Origin of the sequence: Bacillus sp. 2205SS5-2 (genome assembly GCF_037024155.1) — a bacterium.
In the GTDB taxonomy this organism is placed as follows: Bacteria; Bacillota; Bacilli; order Bacillales; family Bacillaceae_K; genus Bacillus_CI.
This window is the reverse complement of the sequence record NZ_JAYKTS010000002.1, coordinates 96000-114130: the sequence shown is the minus strand read 5'-3', so window position 1 is coordinate 114130 and position 18131 is coordinate 96000. Positions and strand designations below refer to the sequence as shown.

18 protein-coding genes are annotated in these 18131 nt (G+C 39.5%); 2 read left to right on the top strand and 16 right to left on the bottom strand.

Features of this window, described 5'->3' with window-relative positions; translation table 11 throughout:
• Window positions 1-66: 66 nt before the first annotated feature.
• The 4 genes from U8D43_RS01755 to U8D43_RS01740 all read right to left on the bottom strand — a co-directional run bounded on the left by U8D43_RS01755 (window position 67) and on the right by U8D43_RS01740 (window position 4383).
• Window positions 67-384 (bottom strand): LapA family protein, encoded by a 318-nt coding sequence (locus U8D43_RS01755; protein WP_335869241.1) that lies wholly within the window; start codon window positions 382-384, stop codon window positions 67-69.
• A 32-nt stretch (window positions 385-416) separates the two neighbouring features.
• Entirely contained in the window at window positions 417-1313 is an 897-nt protein-coding gene (locus U8D43_RS01750; RefSeq protein WP_335869240.1) for a cation diffusion facilitator family transporter, read from the bottom strand.
• Window positions 1314-1684: 371 nt separating this feature from the next.
• Window positions 1685-3940 (bottom strand): protein translocase subunit SecDF, encoded by a 2256-nt coding sequence (gene secDF / locus U8D43_RS01745; RefSeq protein ID WP_335869239.1) that lies wholly within the window; start codon window positions 3938-3940, stop codon window positions 1685-1687.
• 131 nt (window positions 3941-4071) lie between these two features.
• A complete protein-coding gene (locus tag U8D43_RS01740) occupies window positions 4072-4383 on the bottom strand; it encodes a post-transcriptional regulator (RefSeq protein ID WP_335869238.1) in 312 nt (103 codons plus the stop codon).
• Between the two features lie 118 nt (window positions 4384-4501).
• Here U8D43_RS01740 and spoVB point away from each other — a divergent pair, with 118 nt between their 5' ends.
• Window positions 4502-6058, top strand: coding sequence for a stage V sporulation protein B (spoVB, locus tag U8D43_RS01735; RefSeq protein ID WP_335869237.1), 1557 nt, complete (start codon window positions 4502-4504; stop codon window positions 6056-6058).
• 8 nt (window positions 6059-6066) lie between these two features.
• Here the strand turns inward: spoVB and U8D43_RS01730 are convergent, their stop codons facing one another.
• Both U8D43_RS01730 and U8D43_RS01725 read right to left on the bottom strand, forming a co-directional pair.
• The gene (locus U8D43_RS01730; RefSeq protein ID WP_335869236.1) at window positions 6067-6714 is read right to left on the bottom strand and encodes a DUF421 domain-containing protein; all 648 of its coding nucleotides are present in this window, start codon (window positions 6712-6714) and stop codon (window positions 6067-6069) included.
• A 188-nt stretch (window positions 6715-6902) separates the two neighbouring features.
• A complete protein-coding gene (locus U8D43_RS01725; protein ID WP_335869235.1) occupies window positions 6903-8192 on the bottom strand; it encodes an ArsB/NhaD family transporter in 1290 nt (429 codons plus the stop codon).
• Between the two features lie 145 nt (window positions 8193-8337).
• Between U8D43_RS01725 and U8D43_RS01720 the strand changes: the two genes are divergently transcribed.
• Window positions 8338-8721, top strand: a complete 384-nt coding sequence (locus U8D43_RS01720; protein ID WP_335869234.1) for a TIGR04086 family membrane protein — start codon at window positions 8338-8340, stop codon at window positions 8719-8721.
• 323 nt (window positions 8722-9044) lie between these two features.
• Here the strand turns inward: U8D43_RS01720 and yajC are convergent, their stop codons facing one another.
• The 10 genes from yajC to safA all read right to left on the bottom strand — a co-directional run bounded on the left by yajC (window position 9045) and on the right by safA (window position 18130).
• Window positions 9045-9317: a preprotein translocase subunit YajC gene (gene yajC, locus U8D43_RS01715; RefSeq protein WP_335869233.1), complete on the bottom strand. Its 273-nt coding sequence runs from the start codon at window positions 9315-9317 to the stop codon at window positions 9045-9047.
• 31 nt (window positions 9318-9348) lie between these two features.
• Window positions 9349-10488, bottom strand: a complete 1140-nt coding sequence (gene tgt, locus U8D43_RS01710) for a tRNA guanosine(34) transglycosylase Tgt (protein WP_335869232.1) — start codon at window positions 10486-10488, stop codon at window positions 9349-9351.
• 21 nt (window positions 10489-10509) lie between these two features.
• Window positions 10510-11538 (bottom strand): tRNA preQ1(34) S-adenosylmethionine ribosyltransferase-isomerase QueA, encoded by a 1029-nt coding sequence (gene queA, locus U8D43_RS01705; protein WP_335869230.1) that lies wholly within the window; start codon window positions 11536-11538, stop codon window positions 10510-10512.
• An 87-nt stretch (window positions 11539-11625) separates the two neighbouring features.
• Entirely contained in the window at window positions 11626-11832 is a 207-nt protein-coding gene (locus tag U8D43_RS01700) for a DUF2905 domain-containing protein (RefSeq protein WP_335869229.1), read from the bottom strand.
• Window positions 11825-12829 (bottom strand): Holliday junction branch migration DNA helicase RuvB, encoded by a 1005-nt coding sequence (gene ruvB / locus U8D43_RS01695; RefSeq protein WP_335869228.1) that lies wholly within the window; start codon window positions 12827-12829, stop codon window positions 11825-11827. The genes U8D43_RS01700 and ruvB overlap by 8 nt, the downstream gene beginning before the upstream one ends.
• A gap of 213 nt (window positions 12830-13042) precedes the next feature.
• Entirely contained in the window at window positions 13043-13651 is a 609-nt protein-coding gene (gene ruvA, locus U8D43_RS01690) for a Holliday junction branch migration protein RuvA (protein WP_335869226.1), read from the bottom strand.
• A 199-nt stretch (window positions 13652-13850) separates the two neighbouring features.
• Window positions 13851-14390, bottom strand: a complete 540-nt coding sequence (locus U8D43_RS01685; protein ID WP_335869224.1) for a BofC C-terminal domain-containing protein — start codon at window positions 14388-14390, stop codon at window positions 13851-13853.
• A 353-nt stretch (window positions 14391-14743) separates the two neighbouring features.
• Complete coding sequence (locus U8D43_RS01680; RefSeq protein ID WP_335869223.1) at window positions 14744-15466, bottom strand: YhcN/YlaJ family sporulation lipoprotein; 723 nt, start codon at window positions 15464-15466, stop codon at window positions 14744-14746.
• An 89-nt stretch (window positions 15467-15555) separates the two neighbouring features.
• The gene (locus tag U8D43_RS01675) at window positions 15556-16548 is read right to left on the bottom strand and encodes a phosphotransferase (RefSeq protein ID WP_335869222.1); all 993 of its coding nucleotides are present in this window, start codon (window positions 16546-16548) and stop codon (window positions 15556-15558) included.
• Window positions 16532-18130, bottom strand: coding sequence for a SafA/ExsA family spore coat assembly protein (gene safA / locus U8D43_RS01670; RefSeq protein WP_335869221.1), 1599 nt, complete (start codon window positions 18128-18130; stop codon window positions 16532-16534). The genes U8D43_RS01675 and safA overlap by 17 nt, the downstream gene beginning before the upstream one ends.
• Between the last annotated feature and the right edge of the window lies 1 nt (window position 18131).

Sequence of the window (18131 nt, the reverse complement as noted above, 5' to 3'; positions counted from 1 at the left end):
CGGACCAATAATCATTATGTTTTTCAAATTTAAAAAGATAAGAGCAAAAATGCTCTTATCTACAATTTAAATCAATTCTTTTGTTGTAGATATATCTTCATCTACATTTTCTGTTTCATGTTGCTTTGGTAATTGTGCCAGTAAATTTTCATTTTCCTTTGACAGTTGCTTGATTCTCCGTTGAAGATTAAACACTTTTACGATGCCTACGGAACCAACAATTAATCCACCCATCAACACCGAAGCCAGGATAACCAGAATGAGTGGCCATTCAGAAGTACCGAATAAATAATTTACTGCAACTGCATCCACATTAATTACAGCAAATACTGCGACGATTAATGCAAATAAAAAGGAAACCAACAACGTCCATTGAAATTTCATAGCTTCTCCTCTTCCCTATTATTATTTATTTTCTACACATCTTTCGGGTTATACGGATTAATGTGTACAAATACATCTCTTACGTTCGGCATACTAAGAAGTACCTTTTTTACTTTCTTTCCTACTTTATGACCCTCTTCTACGGTAATATGTGGGTCAACACTTACTTTTATATCAATAATTACATAAAACCCATGCTCTCTTGCATGCAACTCGGTTAATCCCAACACTTCTGGAATCGCTAAAACGGCTTCCTTAAGTGGGACCGTATCCTCTTCGTGCAATACATGATCTAGTGTATTATGTATTGACTCTCTCCCAAGATGCCAGGCCATTCGTAACACTAAAAGAGCGACCAATATCCCCGCGACAGGGTCGGCATAAACCAACCAATCAATTTCCAGTTTCCCCCCTGCCATCGCAGCACCGATCCCAATTAAAGCAGCTAGAGAAGAAAAAACATCCGATCGATGTTCATATGCGTTCACGATTAATGCATTACTATTCAGTTTTTTACCCAATCGGAATTTATATTGAAACATCGATTCTTTTACTATAATAGAAAAAATGACCGCGTAGATTGCGATAAAGTTCGGTGGTTCAATCGTTTCAAAAAAAGATTCAACGGAAGATTTCCCAATTTCAATTCCGACTAAAAACAACAAAACCGCAACAATAATCGCTGCTATTGATTCAGCTTTGCCGTGACCGTAGGGATGATCCCTGTCAGGTGGTTGCTTTGCCGCTCTCAACCCTATGTAAACTGCTAGAGACCCCGCTACATCAGAAGCAGAGTGAACAGCATCTGCAATGAGAGCACGACTGTTTCCCATAATACCAGCTACCCATTTTATTATGGCTAAAACTACATTTCCCACAATGCCTACTAGGGCGGCAAATTCTGCTTTTTTAAAGCGATCCTCTGTCACATTACACTCCTCCTTCGTCCATTCCCTCTACCAAATAAATCCAACCTAGTACAAACTAATAAAAGAACTGTCTAACTTTCCATTCCCTATTCACTTCCAAAGTAATCTATCGATAGAAGTACCATTTTATTGTAACCCATAAAACACAAAAAACTACAGAGGACATTGAAAAGCGGAAGTGGCTGCCCAGGGACGGCAGGCATCTGGCAGAACACGCAGTGAAGCCCGCTTCACGTAGTGGACTGACAAATGCCCGAGTCCCTAGCCACTGCAGCTGGATCACGAAATGCGGAAGTGGCTTGCTCTATGGCGGCAGCCTCATGATTACCACGGTAAAAAGGAAAAGACCGCAGGATTCTGCGGTCTTTCTATTACACTTGAGGCTCGTCGTTCCATTGTTTTTTCTCTTTAAAAGTTGTTATTGTTCCTTTTTTCTTCAACTCTTTTTTCTTTAAAACAAGCCAGACTTGCGCAGCAATAAAGATGGAAGAATAAGTACCAGATACGAGTCCTACTAGTAAAGCAATCGTAAAGTTGTTGATTGAAGAACTTCCGAATATCATAAGCGCAACGACAGTAAAGATTACTGTAATTACCGTTGCAATCGAACGTGTTAACGTTTGACGTAAGCTCGAGTTTACAACATCCTCAATATCTTCTGGTGTTTTTAAGCGCTTTTTCTTCTGTAAATTTTCACGCAATCGATCAAAGGTAACAATTGTATCGTTGATCGAATATCCGACAATCGTTAAGACGGCGGCGATGAACGTAATGTCTACCTCCAGTCTTGTTAAACTGAAAAACGCTAATATAAAGAACGCATCATGCAATAAAGCAACAATGGCTGCTATTGCCATATATAATTCAAAGCGAAAGGTTACATAAAGAATAATACCAATTGATGCTATCGCTACAGCTTTAATAGCATTGGCAGCTAGCTCTTTTCCTACGACTGGGGAGACGGTACTAATACTGGGTTCCTCTCCATAGATGTCGGTGAAATGTTGTTTTAAACTAGCGATATCTTCTTGTGAGAGTTCCGTTTTATAACGAACCACGCCTATTTCATTGTCACTACCCGAAATAATGATATTATCAGATGTGATACCAACTTCTTCCAGTTCTGTTGTGATTTCGTCTTGGGTGATCGAATTATCTGCCAAGATTTCCATTCGTGTTCCACTCGCAAAATCAATCCCCAGGTTCAACCGGAAAACTACGAGTGCAACAAGCCCAAGTGCAATTAGCACACCCGACAAACTAAAAAACACTTTTCGTTTAGCAGCAAAATCAAAGCGATCAAATCTTGTTTTCAGATCCAGTGTATCCACGTTTTCAGAAAGTTTGTGGATATCAGCTTGTTTGACACCAAACCAACCTGGCTTATCTTTTAAGAATGAGCTATTGACCCATAAGCCTAGAAGGAGACGAGACCCCCATACTGCGGTTAAGAAACTCATTAAAATACTTACTATAAGCATTGTGGCGAACCCTTTAACTGAGCTTGTTCCAAAAATAAAGAGCACAATACCCGCTAAAATGGTTGTTACATTAGCATCTAAAATCGTCATGAAAGAGTTTTTATTTCCCGTTTGGAAAGCCGCTTGAATCGATCTACCGACTTTAAGTTCTTCCTTTATGCGCTCATACGTAATGATATTTGCATCAACCGCCATTCCTACCCCAAGAATTAATGCTGCAATTCCAGGCAGAGTTAAGACAGCGTTCATCCAATCAAAAATCAATAAGATTAAGAAAATATAAAGAGATAGCGTAATGGTAGCAATAACACCTGGGAAGCGATAAAACATCATCATAAACAAGAACACAATCGCAACTCCGATGATCCCAGCAAAAACGGTTTTCTCTAGTGCTTTTTCCCCGAAACTTGCCCCAACCGAGGTAGAGTAAATCTCTTCAAGCTTCACAGGGAGTGCTCCTGCGTTTAATAATGATGCTAAGTTTTTCGCTTCATCAATTGTGAAGTTCCCCTCAATGATCGCATCGCTTGAATTAATTGGCTTATTCACAGAAGGTGCGCTGATAAACTTAGGATCTGGTTTCAATGCCTCTTCCGCGTATGAATCGCCTTCTTCAAAATCTAACCAAATTACCAGTGGTTCACGTGTTGGCGACAATTCCTTTGTAAGCTCATAAAACTTCTTACGATCCTTCAATTGAATTGACACAATTGGAGCACCCGTTTCATTAAAAACTTGGGTAGCTCCCCCCGATTTCAAATCCGATCCATCGAGTCTGACAACATCGTTTTTATCGCGGAAAGTTAAATTTGCTTGAGTAGATAAAATTTCACGTGCTTCTGTTTGATCTTCTACTCCTGCAAGTTGAACACGAATTCGATTTCCCGATTCAATTTGAATATTCGGTTCACTGACGCCAATTACATTAATACGTTTATCCAAGGCTTTCTGGGTATCCGAAACTACTTGATCAGTAATTTCATCACCCTTATTTAATTCTTGAACTTCATAAAGAACTTCGAATCCACCTTGAAGGTCTAACCCTAATTTAATATCTTTTACAATGTTTTCGGTTGTGGTTCCAATTGCCGTTCCTATTAAAAGAAGAAGTAAAAAAAAGGCCACAATCCTGCTGCGCTTTACCATTATGTCGTTCCTCCTTGCCAATATTCAACGCTACGAACAGTTTGAAATCCTGGACTCTGCGCGAACCAGAATTTTACGAACATTTACATTATGAATTAGAAAAAATAGACTGTCAATTTGTTTTCTACTTCTTACTTGGTCTTTTCGCCATGAAGTAAGGCATGTAAATCATCTTTATCGCTTTCTTTAAACCAATTCGATGAACGAAATGCATCAACTGTTTGAAAATTCATAAACTCACCAGGCTTTACGGCCAGAACATCATTTACAAGTGCAGAAAATCGAATGTCACTTTCTGGATATTTCCATTTCTTTTTGAGCAAATAGCTCCACAGCCTTTCATTTGCTATTTTGCCATATCCTAATAAAAAAAGCTCTTCAGTTTTACTGGTTAACACAGGTTTTAATGTATGGAAATATTGATTGTACGGATGCTCATCCATACCGTCCCCTCCTTATTCGCTTCGAGCGAAATGGTAACAACTTGTCATGCTTTGTCCAACCTGCTGCATATACTTCATTGTATATGAATTTACCAATTTTGAGAAGGCAGGGAAAATCATGTCTAAGTTTTTAAAAGGAACGATGATTTTAATGATCGCCGCCCTTATTACACGAATACTCGGATTCATTAACCGGATCGTTGTGGCAAGATTGATTGGGGAAGAAGGCGTAGGTCTCTATATGATGGCCTTCCCTACCCTAGTGCTTGTAATTACCCTTACACAGCTTGGTCTTCCAGTCGCAATCTCTAAAAGTGTTGCCGAAGCAGAAGCACAAGGCAATCGAAAGAAAGTCAAAAATATTCTAGCCGTTTCGTTGGCTGTTACAACCGGATTATCTCTCATCTTCACGCCTGCGCTCATCTTGTTGGCACCGTTTTTATCCGAAGTCTTATTTACTGATGATCGAACGTACTATCCGCTTGTTGCCATTGCACCAGTGATTCCAATTATCGCTATTTCTTCTGTCATTCGCGGGTATTTCCAAGGAAAACAAAACATGAAACCCGCTGCAATTTCACAAGTGATTGAACAGGTGGTCCGAATAGCATTGATTGCAGTAATGACCAAAGCATTTCTTCCTTATGGGATCCAATACGCTGCTGCAGGAGCCATGGTTGCGTCTGTGTTTGGCGAACTCGTATCGCTCTTATACATGTTCACTATGTTCAAGATGAAAAAGAAGTTCCCTGTTCGTCGTAATTTTTTCAAAGCTCTCTCAAAAGGGAAAGAGACTTTGTCAGAATTGATGGCAGTAGCCATTCCAACTACCGGAAGTCGCCTGATTGGATCACTATCATGGTTTTTTGAACCTATAGTCGTATCGAATAGTCTCGCAATAGCCGGAGTGACAGCCATTGTCGCAACGAAACAATACGGTGCACTAACTGGATATGCTCTCCCGCTCTTGTTTCTTCCTTCCTTTGTGACTGTATCGTTATCCACTTCTCTTGTTCCGGCCATTAGTGAAGCCTATGCTCTGAAGCAGTTACGGACAGTTGAATATCGCTTGCAAGAGGCCCTTCGCTTTTCTTTAGTTACAGGAGGACTCGCCGTCGTCTTATTATTTATTTTCGCCTTTCCGCTTATGGAAATGATGTACGGGTCTTCGAAGGCAGCTCCCTTTATTAAGCTTATGGCTCCCTTTTTTCTCTTTTACTATTATCAAGGTCCCTTGCAAGCAGTTTTACAAGCATTAAACTTAGCTAGGGCTGCTATGATTAACAGTTTAATTGGAGCCGTTGTCAAGATAGGATTAATTTTCATTCTTGCTTCACAGCCCTCTTTCGGCATTTACGGTGCTGCAATGGGAATTGTTGTCGGGTTTATGGTCGTTACCTTACTGCATTTTGCGACGATGTTAAAAGTTATTCCGATGAGCTTCTACGTGAAAGATTATTTGAAATTTGCCACGGTTACAACCTTAACAGGATTTTTTGGAATGTGGTGGTATGAACACGCTTTACTCAACAGTGCTCTTATTTTAAGGTTACTGACCGGACTTAGTTTGGTCTCCGCTCTTTATGTTACTTTGCTTTCCCTACTTGGTGTTATCACGAAGAAAGATTTTATGAGAATTCCTTTTGTTAAGTCCCTTTTTCACATAAAGAAATGAGAGATGATCTATGTCTCATCTCTCATTTCTATGTAAAATTCGCCTCCTTGAAAAGAGCAAAATGAGATTGCTTTTATATTGGTGAACCCCCTTTCTTTTAATTCTTTTCTTAACCAAAAGCTGGTTCTCTCTATCGTCGCTAAATGAGATTCTTGAATGATCCCATCTAAAATAAGCGGTAACGTAATCGATTTCTCATCTTCTTCTTTTTTTTGAAAAACGGAAAGTTTTCCGGAAGGCTCCAAAATCGCAAAGTCAACCTCAGCGACATTATCTATGTCCTTTTCCCTCAACTGAAGAAGAAGGTCATCAAAATTATACCGCTGCTTCCTCATTGCTCGTTCATCTATTTTCCCCCGATTAATAATAACCGTTGGAGTTCCATCCATCAATTCTCTAAATTTTTTGCTTTTTAATGAAATCCAAGCTGTGATAATTTGAATGACTAAGAGAAGGATCATTGGAATTAAGGCTTGAACAAGGGGCGTGGTAGGCTGTTCAATTGCTAAAACGGCAAGTTCCGCTATCATAATGAACACAACCAAGTCTAATATACTAAGTTCCCCTATTTCTCTCTTTCCCATCAATCTAAAGATAGTCAATATGGTCGCATACAAAAAGAACGTTCTAATAACAATGACCCCAACATCCTCCACTTAACCAGCTCCCCTTAACCTTTTCGTTAGTATGGATCTTCTTTGGGATTCTCATGTTGGAATTATTTTCTTTGGTTTGGTTCCTTAAGATTGCCAAAAAAAGACCAGCATATCAGCAATTTATCTTACTGATGTTACGGTTATTCATTCAACCACCCTTTAGCTTCATTCTTCCCCCCTTTAATAAGCTAAAAAAATGGCTTTATGTACATAAAGTAGATATAAAAAGTAGAAATGACTAGCGAAAGTAAGGTAACGGGAACTCCTACGATTAAATATTCTTTAAATTGAAGCCATACATTCTCTTTAGCAGCTAGTCCGACGATGACAAGATTAGAGGAGGACCCTAAAAGAGTAGCGTTGCCACCTAAACAAGCGCCAAGGGCAAGCGACCACCAAAGCGGATCCATATTAACCATCCCAAACTCTTGAAATTCCTCTATTACAGGGATCATTGCAGCGACAAATGGAATATTATCAATCACTCCAGAGAGAATGCCAGTTCCCCATAAAATTACAAAAGCTGTCTTTTTCATATCTCCTTCTGTAAGCCTTAATATTTCTCTCGCTATTTCGTCAATGAAACCGGATTCCTCTAAACCTCCTACAAGCAAAAAGAGACCGATAAAGAAGAATAATGTTCCCCATTCAATTTCTTCCAATACTTCTTCTGGCTTAAACTTTTTTTCAAGAAGTCCTAGAAGGAGGACTGCTCCTGCTAAGCTCACGGTTGTCACATCTAAATGCAAAATAGGGTGTAAACCAAATCCCACTAGCACCATTACCAGAACCGATAGCGAAACAATCAATCCATTTTCTTTTTTTATATAAGATTTAGCATTTAATCCTTTTAATTTTAATTGGTCTTGTGGAGAAACATATAAGTTATTTCGATAAAGAAAACTCAAAAATGAAATGGTAAGCAATAAAATCACACTAACAACCGGAACAAGATTTACTAAAAATGCATTAAAGGTAAAGTGAGGCACAGCCTGACCAATCATCATATTGGGAGGGTCACCAATTAGGGTAGCTGCTCCACCAATATTACAAGCTAAAATCATCATGATGAGAAATGGCATCGATGGAAGATTCAAAATCCGGATGAGTGTAAATAAAATAGGTACTAAAAGCATTGCAATTGTCACATTGGCTAAAAACGCAGAACCAACAGCTGAAAGCAGTGAAAAGACAATTAACAAAGCCACACCATTTCCTCCTACGAGTTGAGCAAGAAGAATTGCTACATATTCAAAAAAGCCTGTTTTACTTGTTACGGTAACAATTAGCATCATAGAAAACAATAATGTAATGGTCTTCCAATCAATGTATGTAAATAAGGCTTTCTCAATAGAATACGCTCCAATGAGAAGCATCCCTACCCCACCAGATAAAGATGCAAGAACTCGATTCCATTTTTCTGAAATCAAGAAAATGTAGGTGCAGATAAAAATCAAACCGACCAAATAAGCCATCATGCTCGATCTCTCCTTTTTTTCCCCATTCACATCATTATATGAGGCTTGACCAAGTAAAATTTATAGTCTTTTTTTCTTTTTCAAGAATATGCTTGTACTACCGACATTTGCATTTGAATTAGACGAAAAAAGGGGAGATACGCATATGGAAGTTAAGAAAATGAGCGGAGCGGTTTTATACGGAGTAGGAACGATATTAGGTGTGGTGATTATCGTTTCGGCTGTTTTTGCGACAATTCTACGGTTTACCAGTCTCGATGAAAATTCTATTTCGCTCTTTATCACCATTTTATCTTTTTTGACTTTATTTATTGGCGGATTTATCACAGGCGGTAAGGCGAAAGAAAAAGGTTGGTTGTTTGGAGCCTTAACAGGAGGTCTATTTACTTTAGCCGTTTTTATGTTTCAATATTTAGGATATGACAAGCTTTTTTCAATGGACCAAATCATTTACCACAGCTGTTTCACGGTAACGGCAATGATGGGTGGAATATTAGGAGTAAATGTGAGCGGCGGAAAACAAGAATAGAAACATTCAGTTTTTTTCTCCATCAAAAGCAAGGGGCGACCAACATAAGATAAGCCCATGGCCTGTTAAACAAGACACTTCTCTTGCACCCAACTATTTATATTTCTTATCTTACCCAAAGGCTCTTTTCGTATATATTGTGGTTATTTCATCATATTTTTGATTAAACCTTCCATTTCACTGTTGATTTACCTCAAAAATAGACGAAATGATGCCCGAAACAAAGCTATATCAAAGATGATAAGCTGATTCGAAAAGCCACATTTTTTGCGAAAACAGCCTACCCAAAAAAAGAGACAGCCATGGCTGCCTCTTTTTTTCTATTAAATTGTTTTGTTTTTTTCTACTACTTCACGGATTGCATTACGGTCATATGTAAGACGCATTTTATCTCCACATAAGATTACCACTTTGCCTTCGTCAATTGCATCGACAGTACCATGTAGTCCACCAATTGTGACAATTTTATCTCCTTTTTGAAGATCATTTTGCATTTGTGCTGTTGTCTTTTGTCGCTTTTGTTGCGGGCGAATTAGTAAGAAATAAAATAACACAAACATTAAAATAATCGGTGATAAGTTAATTAGTGTAGCCAAGGGAACTCCTCCTTTCGTTGATCATGTAGCATTAGAAGTTTTTGGCATCAGGGCGATTGAACCCGTAACGTTCAAAAAACTCTTCTTTAAAATCACCTAAGCGATCTTCACGAATCGCTTGTCGGACTTGCTCCATTAATTTTAACAGAAAATGAAGATTATGATAAGTCGTTAAACGTAATCCGAATGTTTCATCACTTTTTATTAAATGTCGAACATAGGCACGACTATAGTTTTTACAAGTATAACAATCACAATTTTCATCAATTGGACGGAAATCACGAGCAAATTTTGCATTTTTAACTACTAGTCTTCCCTCACTTGTCATTAACGTTCCATTACGAGCAATTCGTGTCGGAAGCACACAGTCAAACATATCGATTCCTCTGATTGATCCATCAATTAATGAGTCTGGTGATCCCACACCCATTAAATAACGTGGTTTATGGGATGGCAAATGTGGTGTTGTGAACTCTAACACACGATTCATGACATCTTTTGGTTCACCAACAGATAACCCTCCTACAGCGTATCCAGGAAAATCCATTGAAACGAGATCTTGAACACTTTGTTTCCGCAAGTCTTCGTATTCCCCACCTTGCACGATTCCAAATAACCCTTGATCTGAAGGGCGTTGATGAGCTTTTAAGCATCTTTCTGCCCAGCGAGAAGTCCGTTCTACAGAACGTTTCATATAGTCTCGTTCTGCAGGGTACGGAGGACATTCATCAAAGGCCATCATAATATCGGAGCCTAAGTCATTTTGAATTTCCATCGCTTTTTCAGGACTTAGGAACAATTTGTCCCCATTGAGGTGATTACGAAAATGTACGCCCTCTTCTTCTATCTTACGGAACTCACTTAAACTAAAAACTTGGAATCCACCCGAATCAGTTAAAATCGCACGGTCCCAATTCATAAATTTATGTAGTCCACCAGCCTCTTTGATAATATCATGACCTGGTCTGAGCCATAAATGATAAGTGTTACTCAAAATAATGCCGGCATCCATCGCTTTTAATTCTTCTGGAGACATAGTTTTGACTGTAGCAAGTGTTCCGACTGGCATAAAAACAGGTGTTTCAAATGATCCGTGTGGTGTATGAACACGACCTAGTCGGGCACCAGTTTGTTTGCATGTTTTAATCAATTCATAGCGTATTGCACTCATGTCTTTCATCTCCTTTTTGCATTATCGCACTAACATGGCATCCCCAAAGCTAAAAAAGCGATAACCGCTCTTCACTGCTTGGGAGTAAGCTTGCATAACATTTTCCTGGCCTGCTAAGGCACTTACAAGCATTATGAGTGTAGATTTTGGCAAATGAAAATTCGTTATCATTCCATCTATCCCTTTAAAATTGTAACCTGGAAATATAAATATATCTGTCCAGCCACTCTCTGCAGCAAATAGGCCATTATGTTTTGAAGCAATCGTCTCTAAGGTCCGAGTAGAAGTGGTTCCGACGGTAATGATATTGCCACCATTTTGCTTGACTTCATTTAAAAGTTGAGCAGTTCCATCGGTAACTTGATAAAACTCCGCATGCATTTCATGCTCTTCAATACTCTCAACTGAAACTGGCCTGAACGTACCTAGACCGACATGAAGAGTAATAAAAGTAATATGTACCCCTTTTAATCGAATCGCTTCTAACAGCTCTTCTGTGAAGTGGAGGCCTGCTGTTGGAGCGGCAGCAGAACCACGTTCACGTGCAAATACCGTTTGATAGCGACCCTGCTCATCAAGCTTTTCGCGAATATAAGGCGGAAGGGGCATTTCACCTAATTCTTCTAAAATCTCATAAAAGATTCCTTCATAAGAAAATTGAAGCAGTCTTCCACCGTGCTCTTTGATTCCTACACACCGTGCGGTAAGCTTTCCGTCACCAAAACGAATAACACTTCCTTCTTTTATCCGTTTCGCTGGTTTGACGAGTGTTTCCCACACATCTTCCTCTTCTTGCTTTAGTAGAAGAACTTCAATATTAGCCCCTGTACCTTCTTTTTCTCCAAATAAACGTGCTGGTAATACCCGCGTGTCATTTAAGACGAGACAATCTCCTTCTTGGAGGTAATCAATAATATGCTTAAAAACAGTGTGTTGCATGCTACCATCATCTTTGTTTAGTACCATTAGTTTGCTCTCTGTTCGCTTTTCTAAAGGAACTTGCGCAATCTGTTCTTCTGGTAAATAAAAATCAAAGTCCTCGACTCTCACTATCGTCACCCTTTAATTTCTTCCCTCTGCTACGTAAACCTGACTTAAATTATAAAGCTAGTTACCGATACAGGGGGAATTTATTCGTTATTTTAACCTTCCAACTACATAAAAAATTATGGATAGGATAATGCTGACCAGGATAGACGTGACGACAGGAAAATAGAAGGTACTATTTTCTCTCTTGAACACAATATCCCCTGGCAATCTTCCTAACTTTGTAAAATACAGTAAAAAACCTACAATAAATACTATCGCACCGAACGCCATTAGTGCTTTTGGCAAACTACTCAAGTTTAGGCACCTCCAGGTTAAAATGGCGATAAACTAAATCTGTAACCATTCTTCCCCTAGGAGTGCGTTGTAAAAACCCTATTTGCAATAAATATGGTTCATACACATCTTCTATCGTATGAGACTCTTCTCCAATACTTGCGGCAATGGTATCAAGACCAACAGGTCCCCCTTTAAAACGCTCAATAATGGCCAGAAGGAGTTTATGATCAATATGGTCCAATCCCAAAGAATCAACTTGAAGTAAATCCAGGGCCAGTTGAGCAAGAGAAGTCGTAATCGTCCCATCACCTCTTACTTGAGCAAAATCGCGAACGCGTCGAAGTAGGCGATTGGCGATACGGGGTGTTCCTCTTGATCTTCTTGCAATCTCTCCTGCCGCTTCAACGGTGATCGTCGTATTCAAAATATCGGCGGTCCTTACCACGATGTCATGTAGCTGAGCTTCCTCGTAATACTCAAGTCGGCTTAAAACTCCGAATCGATCACGAAGCGGAGCTGATAATGACCCTGCTCTTGTAGTAGCTCCTACTAAAGTAAACGGAGGCAATTCAAGTCGAACAGAACGGGCACTGGGTCCTTTTCCAATCACAATATCCAAACAAAAATCTTCCATTGCGGGGTAGAGAATTTCTTCAATGGAGCGCTGCAAACGGTGAATTTCGTCAATAAAGAGAACGTCTCCTGGTTCTAAAGCTGTTAAGACCGCAGCTAAGTCACCTGGTCTTTCGATGGCAGGTCCTGAAGTTGTTCTGAGCTGAACTTCCATTTCATTAGCAATAACAGCAGCAAGTGTCGTTTTCCCTAAGCCTGGGGGACCATAAAGCAGTACATGATCAAGTGTTTCTTGTCGGAGTTTAGCTGCCTCAATAAACACTTCAAGATTTTTCTTCACTTTATCTTGACCGATATACTGCTTTAAAGTTTGTGGTCGAAGTGACTGTTCAAAATTTACTTCTCCTACTTCTACATCATTAGAAACAATTCGATCATCCATTGGGAGCTTTCCTCCTTCCTCTTTCCGCCAAAAGTAATGATGGAGTATGTTATCTTACAAGCAATATGTAAAAAGAAAGCGATTTTCATTATTGCTAGTAATCTTAATAGTCAATAATATCTCTATTTGAGCCATGATTTCGTTCATAGATTGAGAAAAAACGCCCTGAAATCAATCTTTTTTAACATTATTCACAAAGACTTTCCTTATTGCTTATTGCCCTAATAGAAGCTGCAAGCCTTTTTTAATATAACCGTTTGTGTTAAGGGATTCTTTCCCCAATTTGGGTTCAATCCTTTTTAGCTCTCTTTCCGAATATCCGAGTGCTTTTAAAGCTAAAATAGCTTCTTCCAAGTCAACTCTCATAGAACTGTTGTCTTCCAATTCTGGTTGAAATAAATTTGGAAAGAAATCAGGTACAACATCTTGCAACTTGCCTTTTAAGTCTAGAATCATCTGCCTTGCCGTCTTTTTCCCTACTCCAGGAAATTTAACAAGGAAGGATTCATTCTCATTTTCAATGGCGGTTATGACCGATGAAACTTCACCAGAAGCCAAAATAGCTAAAGCTCCTTTTGGTCCTATGCCTGAAACATTTAATAGCTTCATAAAGAGGAGTTTTTCTTCTCTTGATAAAAATCCATATAATGCAAGCACATCTTCACGAACATGCTGATATGTATAGACTTGAACGGACTGATTTTGATGTGGCGAAAAAGAAAAAGGATTTGGAGTATACATTTTATACCCAATTTCACCATTTTCAATAACCACATATTCCGGCCCAACAAAGTGGACAGTCCCCTTTATATATTCATACAATGAACTTCTCTCCTTACGGTTAACAAATAGTATCATATCATCTTTTTTCACTTTTACAAATAGAACACACATTACCAAAATGGCGAAACGTTTGTTCTTATTTTATCAGAAAAAGGACAAAATAAAAAGCAACCATCCTGCTTGGCTGCTTTTTTGATTTAATTTATGAAGTCAACCAATTTATTGACTTCTCCCTTTGTTATTGGGTTTTTTTGAATGTTTGAAAGCTATCTAGTACTTCCACATACTTTTCTTTCGAGTCTATAGGAATCCCCTTCGCGAGTTCCTCTTGTGTTTTGCTTTCTAATTTCTCAACATCAATTTGAAAAAATGATTGAATCACCTTAGCTTGTTTAGGCTTCCCATTGAAGATGGTAAGTGTCCCCTCTTTAGAAATCCCAAAGTACCCATTGCTTTTTAACAAAGGAGAGATATCGTCAAGTTCTTGTTGAAAAACCACTGTGCTTTCATTCATTTCCACTAAATCCCAGCCTGTATATTGTGACCAAAAGTCTTCCATAGACCAAATCGTTTCAGTTAATACCTCTTTGCTAGTTTCACCATCTAAGTACATTCTCTCAAGAATGACTGTTACTGTATGAGCTGAAACCTCAACAGCTTCATATTCCTCAATATTTGTTTCAGATTCTTTCGCTTCAAAAGCAGACTGATAAAAGGCGAAAAAAATGGTTCCAACAACGACTAGAATCATAAACACAGCTCGAAAAGCAATTGTCATCCTGACCACCCCTGCAACATACTATTTACTTCAGTTCTATTCTGTCCAAAAATTAACAACAATATCCCACAAACAAAAAACGACAATGAAATGCGGAAGTAGGTGTTCAGCAGCGGTACCTAATGCCGCTAAACGGAGAGGGTCCTGATATCCGCGGTGAGTTGACATTTGATGCTACCTGAATTTTCATCTCGACCTACTCAGGTACTGACATTTCTTCTAAAGCTGTTTGCGCAAATATTGTTGTTTTTCGTATTGAGGTTCAAAACCAAAAAAAGTTATCAGGATATTTTTTAGTCCTCCGAGAATCAAGCAGTAAAACCACAAAAAAACAGAGAGAAGTTCTCCCTGTTTTAGTGATAACTATTAATTAAATGCTTAACGTCTTTTGCGAGTGATGATTTTGGACCTCCGCCTCGTAGATCATTATCAATTACTTTTATTCGTGCAAAGTTCCCTAAATTGGTGTCAATATAGTATATTTTATTTTTCACATACGGCTTGACAGCCTCTTCTACCTTTACCCTTGTTTCTCTTTGGCTTTTGGGATCAATTTTTCTGAGGTCCAGTCCGATGACAACGTAGCCTCCGTCCACAACCGCTCTGCACTCTTCTACATTCTCCACTGCTGTAGCCGCTGCACTAATCTTTTCTACAAGTTTCCCATGATAGCCAGTATAGTAAGAATTTTTCGCTTTACTGGAAATAGGATCCCAAAAACCATGGTAATTTGGCTCTTTAGGATAAGAATCCGTATCTCGAGCGAAAAAGCTTCTATCTTCTTCCGCTAAAGGGGTTTTGGGGTCCATCGGATTACCATTTTCATCTTTTACTTGCAAGTATTGACGTTTGTATTCTCGAATGGCTTGCCCTTCTTTGCCAACGGAATGATCGTACAGTTCAGTAACAGGACCGTCACTTCGGTCATTTGTATCTCCCCCGTGTCCTACATTGGAATAGATGCCTCCTGGTTCATATGGAATTGGACTTTGATCCGCCTGTTCTGCAGCTTGACAACCTGTAAGAACCAAAGTTGAAAGAAAAAAATGAAGAGAAACCCATGGTGATTTTCTCATATACCTTCTCCTCCAATCATTTGAGCAAGAATCGCTCACACTTAGTGTTAGAGAAGAATCCTTAAAAATACGAGGATAAATCTGACTTTTCATTTCCCTTTCTCTTCCAATGTCCTAATCATTTCTTCAATAATCTGCACGCCACGCATTCGATTATGATAATACTGAAACGTCATCCGGTAGAGGTAGGGCCAAACTCTTCTTTGATTTTCGTGACTAGCTTTACGAAAGCGATTCCATTCGCGGTAAACATCGGTTGGATATATAAGTCCATATAAAAATGGCAAATCGGTCTGATAGCTTGTTAAGGATTTATGCTGCCATAGGGACTCTACTTTCCATTCCATTGCTTGCAAAAACCGATTCGATAATTGTAAATCATCCACCATTTTTGGTGCGGTTGCAATTAAATCAAAATCAATTAAGTAACAATTCTCCTCCTTACTTTTAATAAAATTATGGTGTGCCACATCGCCATGGACAATACATTCTTGCCGATTTTCCCATTGTCTTTTCGATTCCTCTAGGTTCTGAAGAGAATAAGTTCCCCAATAAGTAAAGGAAGATAACATATGCTCGGGAATAAACAACGAAAAAAATGGCAAGTTCTCAGTAAATTCTCTTTGCCTTCTAATCCATTTCCCAAGTAAATCATACGATGGAAGGTACGTGTGAAGTTCGTCAATATAAGAGGATGTATTTTCGTGAAACACAGATAACACTTCTAGTGCTTTTTCTCTGTCTTTGTATTGATGGTAGTAAAAAGGGGTGGACTCTAGCCAATGGTACAAGGCAAAATAATTACCCTCAAAAAGCAATGTTTTTTCGAAATGAAGTGGATGAAATTTTACAACGAAAGGAAATTCATCCTCATCTAATTTGTTGGTTAATAGCAACTGTGTAAGAAGGTGTTCCTCCGATCTATATTCTTTGACAAACCATTTATTTTCGTCGATTTCCATCAACCATTTTCCATTTTTCAACTTCGATATTGTGACATCTTGTGTACCTAATTCTTTTTTAATAAACAAAAGGAGACGATTATCAAAATCGTCCCCTTGCCAATTACCCTTCGAAATCATCGTCATAGGGCTGTGGCATTGCAAATGGTCCTGGTGCATACAAGCTTGGCGGACCGTTATAATATTGGGGACCCATATATGGAGCGGGGCTTACACCTTCTGGCATATAGCCATTGAATCTTGGTCCGCAACCACAATCTTCCTCCATTCCAGGTTGGTCCATTACCCCAGCAACATTGGAAGGCATTCCATAGCCTCCCATCCCATGATTCATCGGCATCCCCTGCGCTCCAGGACTTTCACCAGCAGGCCCCATTCCTTTCGACATAGGATAACCTTCATATCCAGCTCCTGGCATTATTGGAGGAGTGGGATAGCCTTGTGGTTGACCCATAGGGTGTTGTGGTGGCATGCCATGTCCTTGCTGCATTGGCATAGGATATCCTTGGTGCGGCATCCCCATTGGTGGAGTGCCTGTCATATCTTGAGCACCCGCCACTTGTTGTGGATGCATTTCGTCCATGCTTTCCATGCCCATTCCTTGGTGCATCGGGTATCCTTGCTGCATTGGGTGTCCTTGATACATCGGGTATCCTTGATACATCGGGTATCCTTGCTGCATTGGGTGTCCTTGCTGCATTGGGTGTCCTTGATACATCGGGTGCCCTTGCTGCATTGGGTGTCCTTGCTGCATTGGGTGTCCTTGATACATCGGGTGCCCTTGCTGCATTGGGTGTCCTTGCTGCATCGGCATTTCCTGGGTACCATATCCTGTTTCAGGCATTATTGGCGATTCAGGTACACCGTTTTGATTACCCATTGGATACCCTTGGTACATCGGCATTCCCATTGGTGAATCCATTTCATTTTGCACTCCGGCTACTTGCTGCGGTGACCCGTGTTCAGGCATCATTCCTGGGTAGCCTTGCATATAGGGAGAGGATTCATCCTCATAGCCCATCATTTGCGCATTCTCTACTCCTGGCATTCCATGTTGCATCGGGTATCCTTGTTGCATTGGCATTCCATATCCTCCATATGGCATTTGATGAGGTGGATGTCCCCCATGTGGTGGGCAATAGCCTGCACCTGGCATTATTGGTGATACCGGGTAGCAATGTTCATAGGGCTGTTGTTGAATAGGCATTTCAACACTTTCAGGACTTTCTTCAACAACCGGTTTTTCTTTTTCAACCGCTGGAAGAACATTTGTTGGCTTTTTCGGCAATACAGGTGCTTGTTGTTGGACCTGCATATTAGCCATATTCATCGTATAGTAATTGTTAATATCAATTTCTGGGATGACCGGCATCGGCATCTTAGGCGCATATTTTTTTACAGGCGCCTCTTTTATCGGCATTTTTGGTGCTTCTTTCACAGGTTGCATTTTCGGTACTTCTTTGATTGGTTTAGCTTCTGTATATGGATGAGTTGCTATAGGCATCTCTTTCATACCGTAATTCACCTGTGTTTCTTTCTTTAGGCTTCCGCCCATGGTTGGCACTTTAATTTTCATTCCAGGCATAATCATATCAGGGTTAGATAGTTGTGCGTTCATCTTCTTAACCTCTTCGAAATCCACACCATATTTTTTGGCGATTTTCCAAAGAGTGTCCCCTTTTTGTACAATATGGATTTTCACT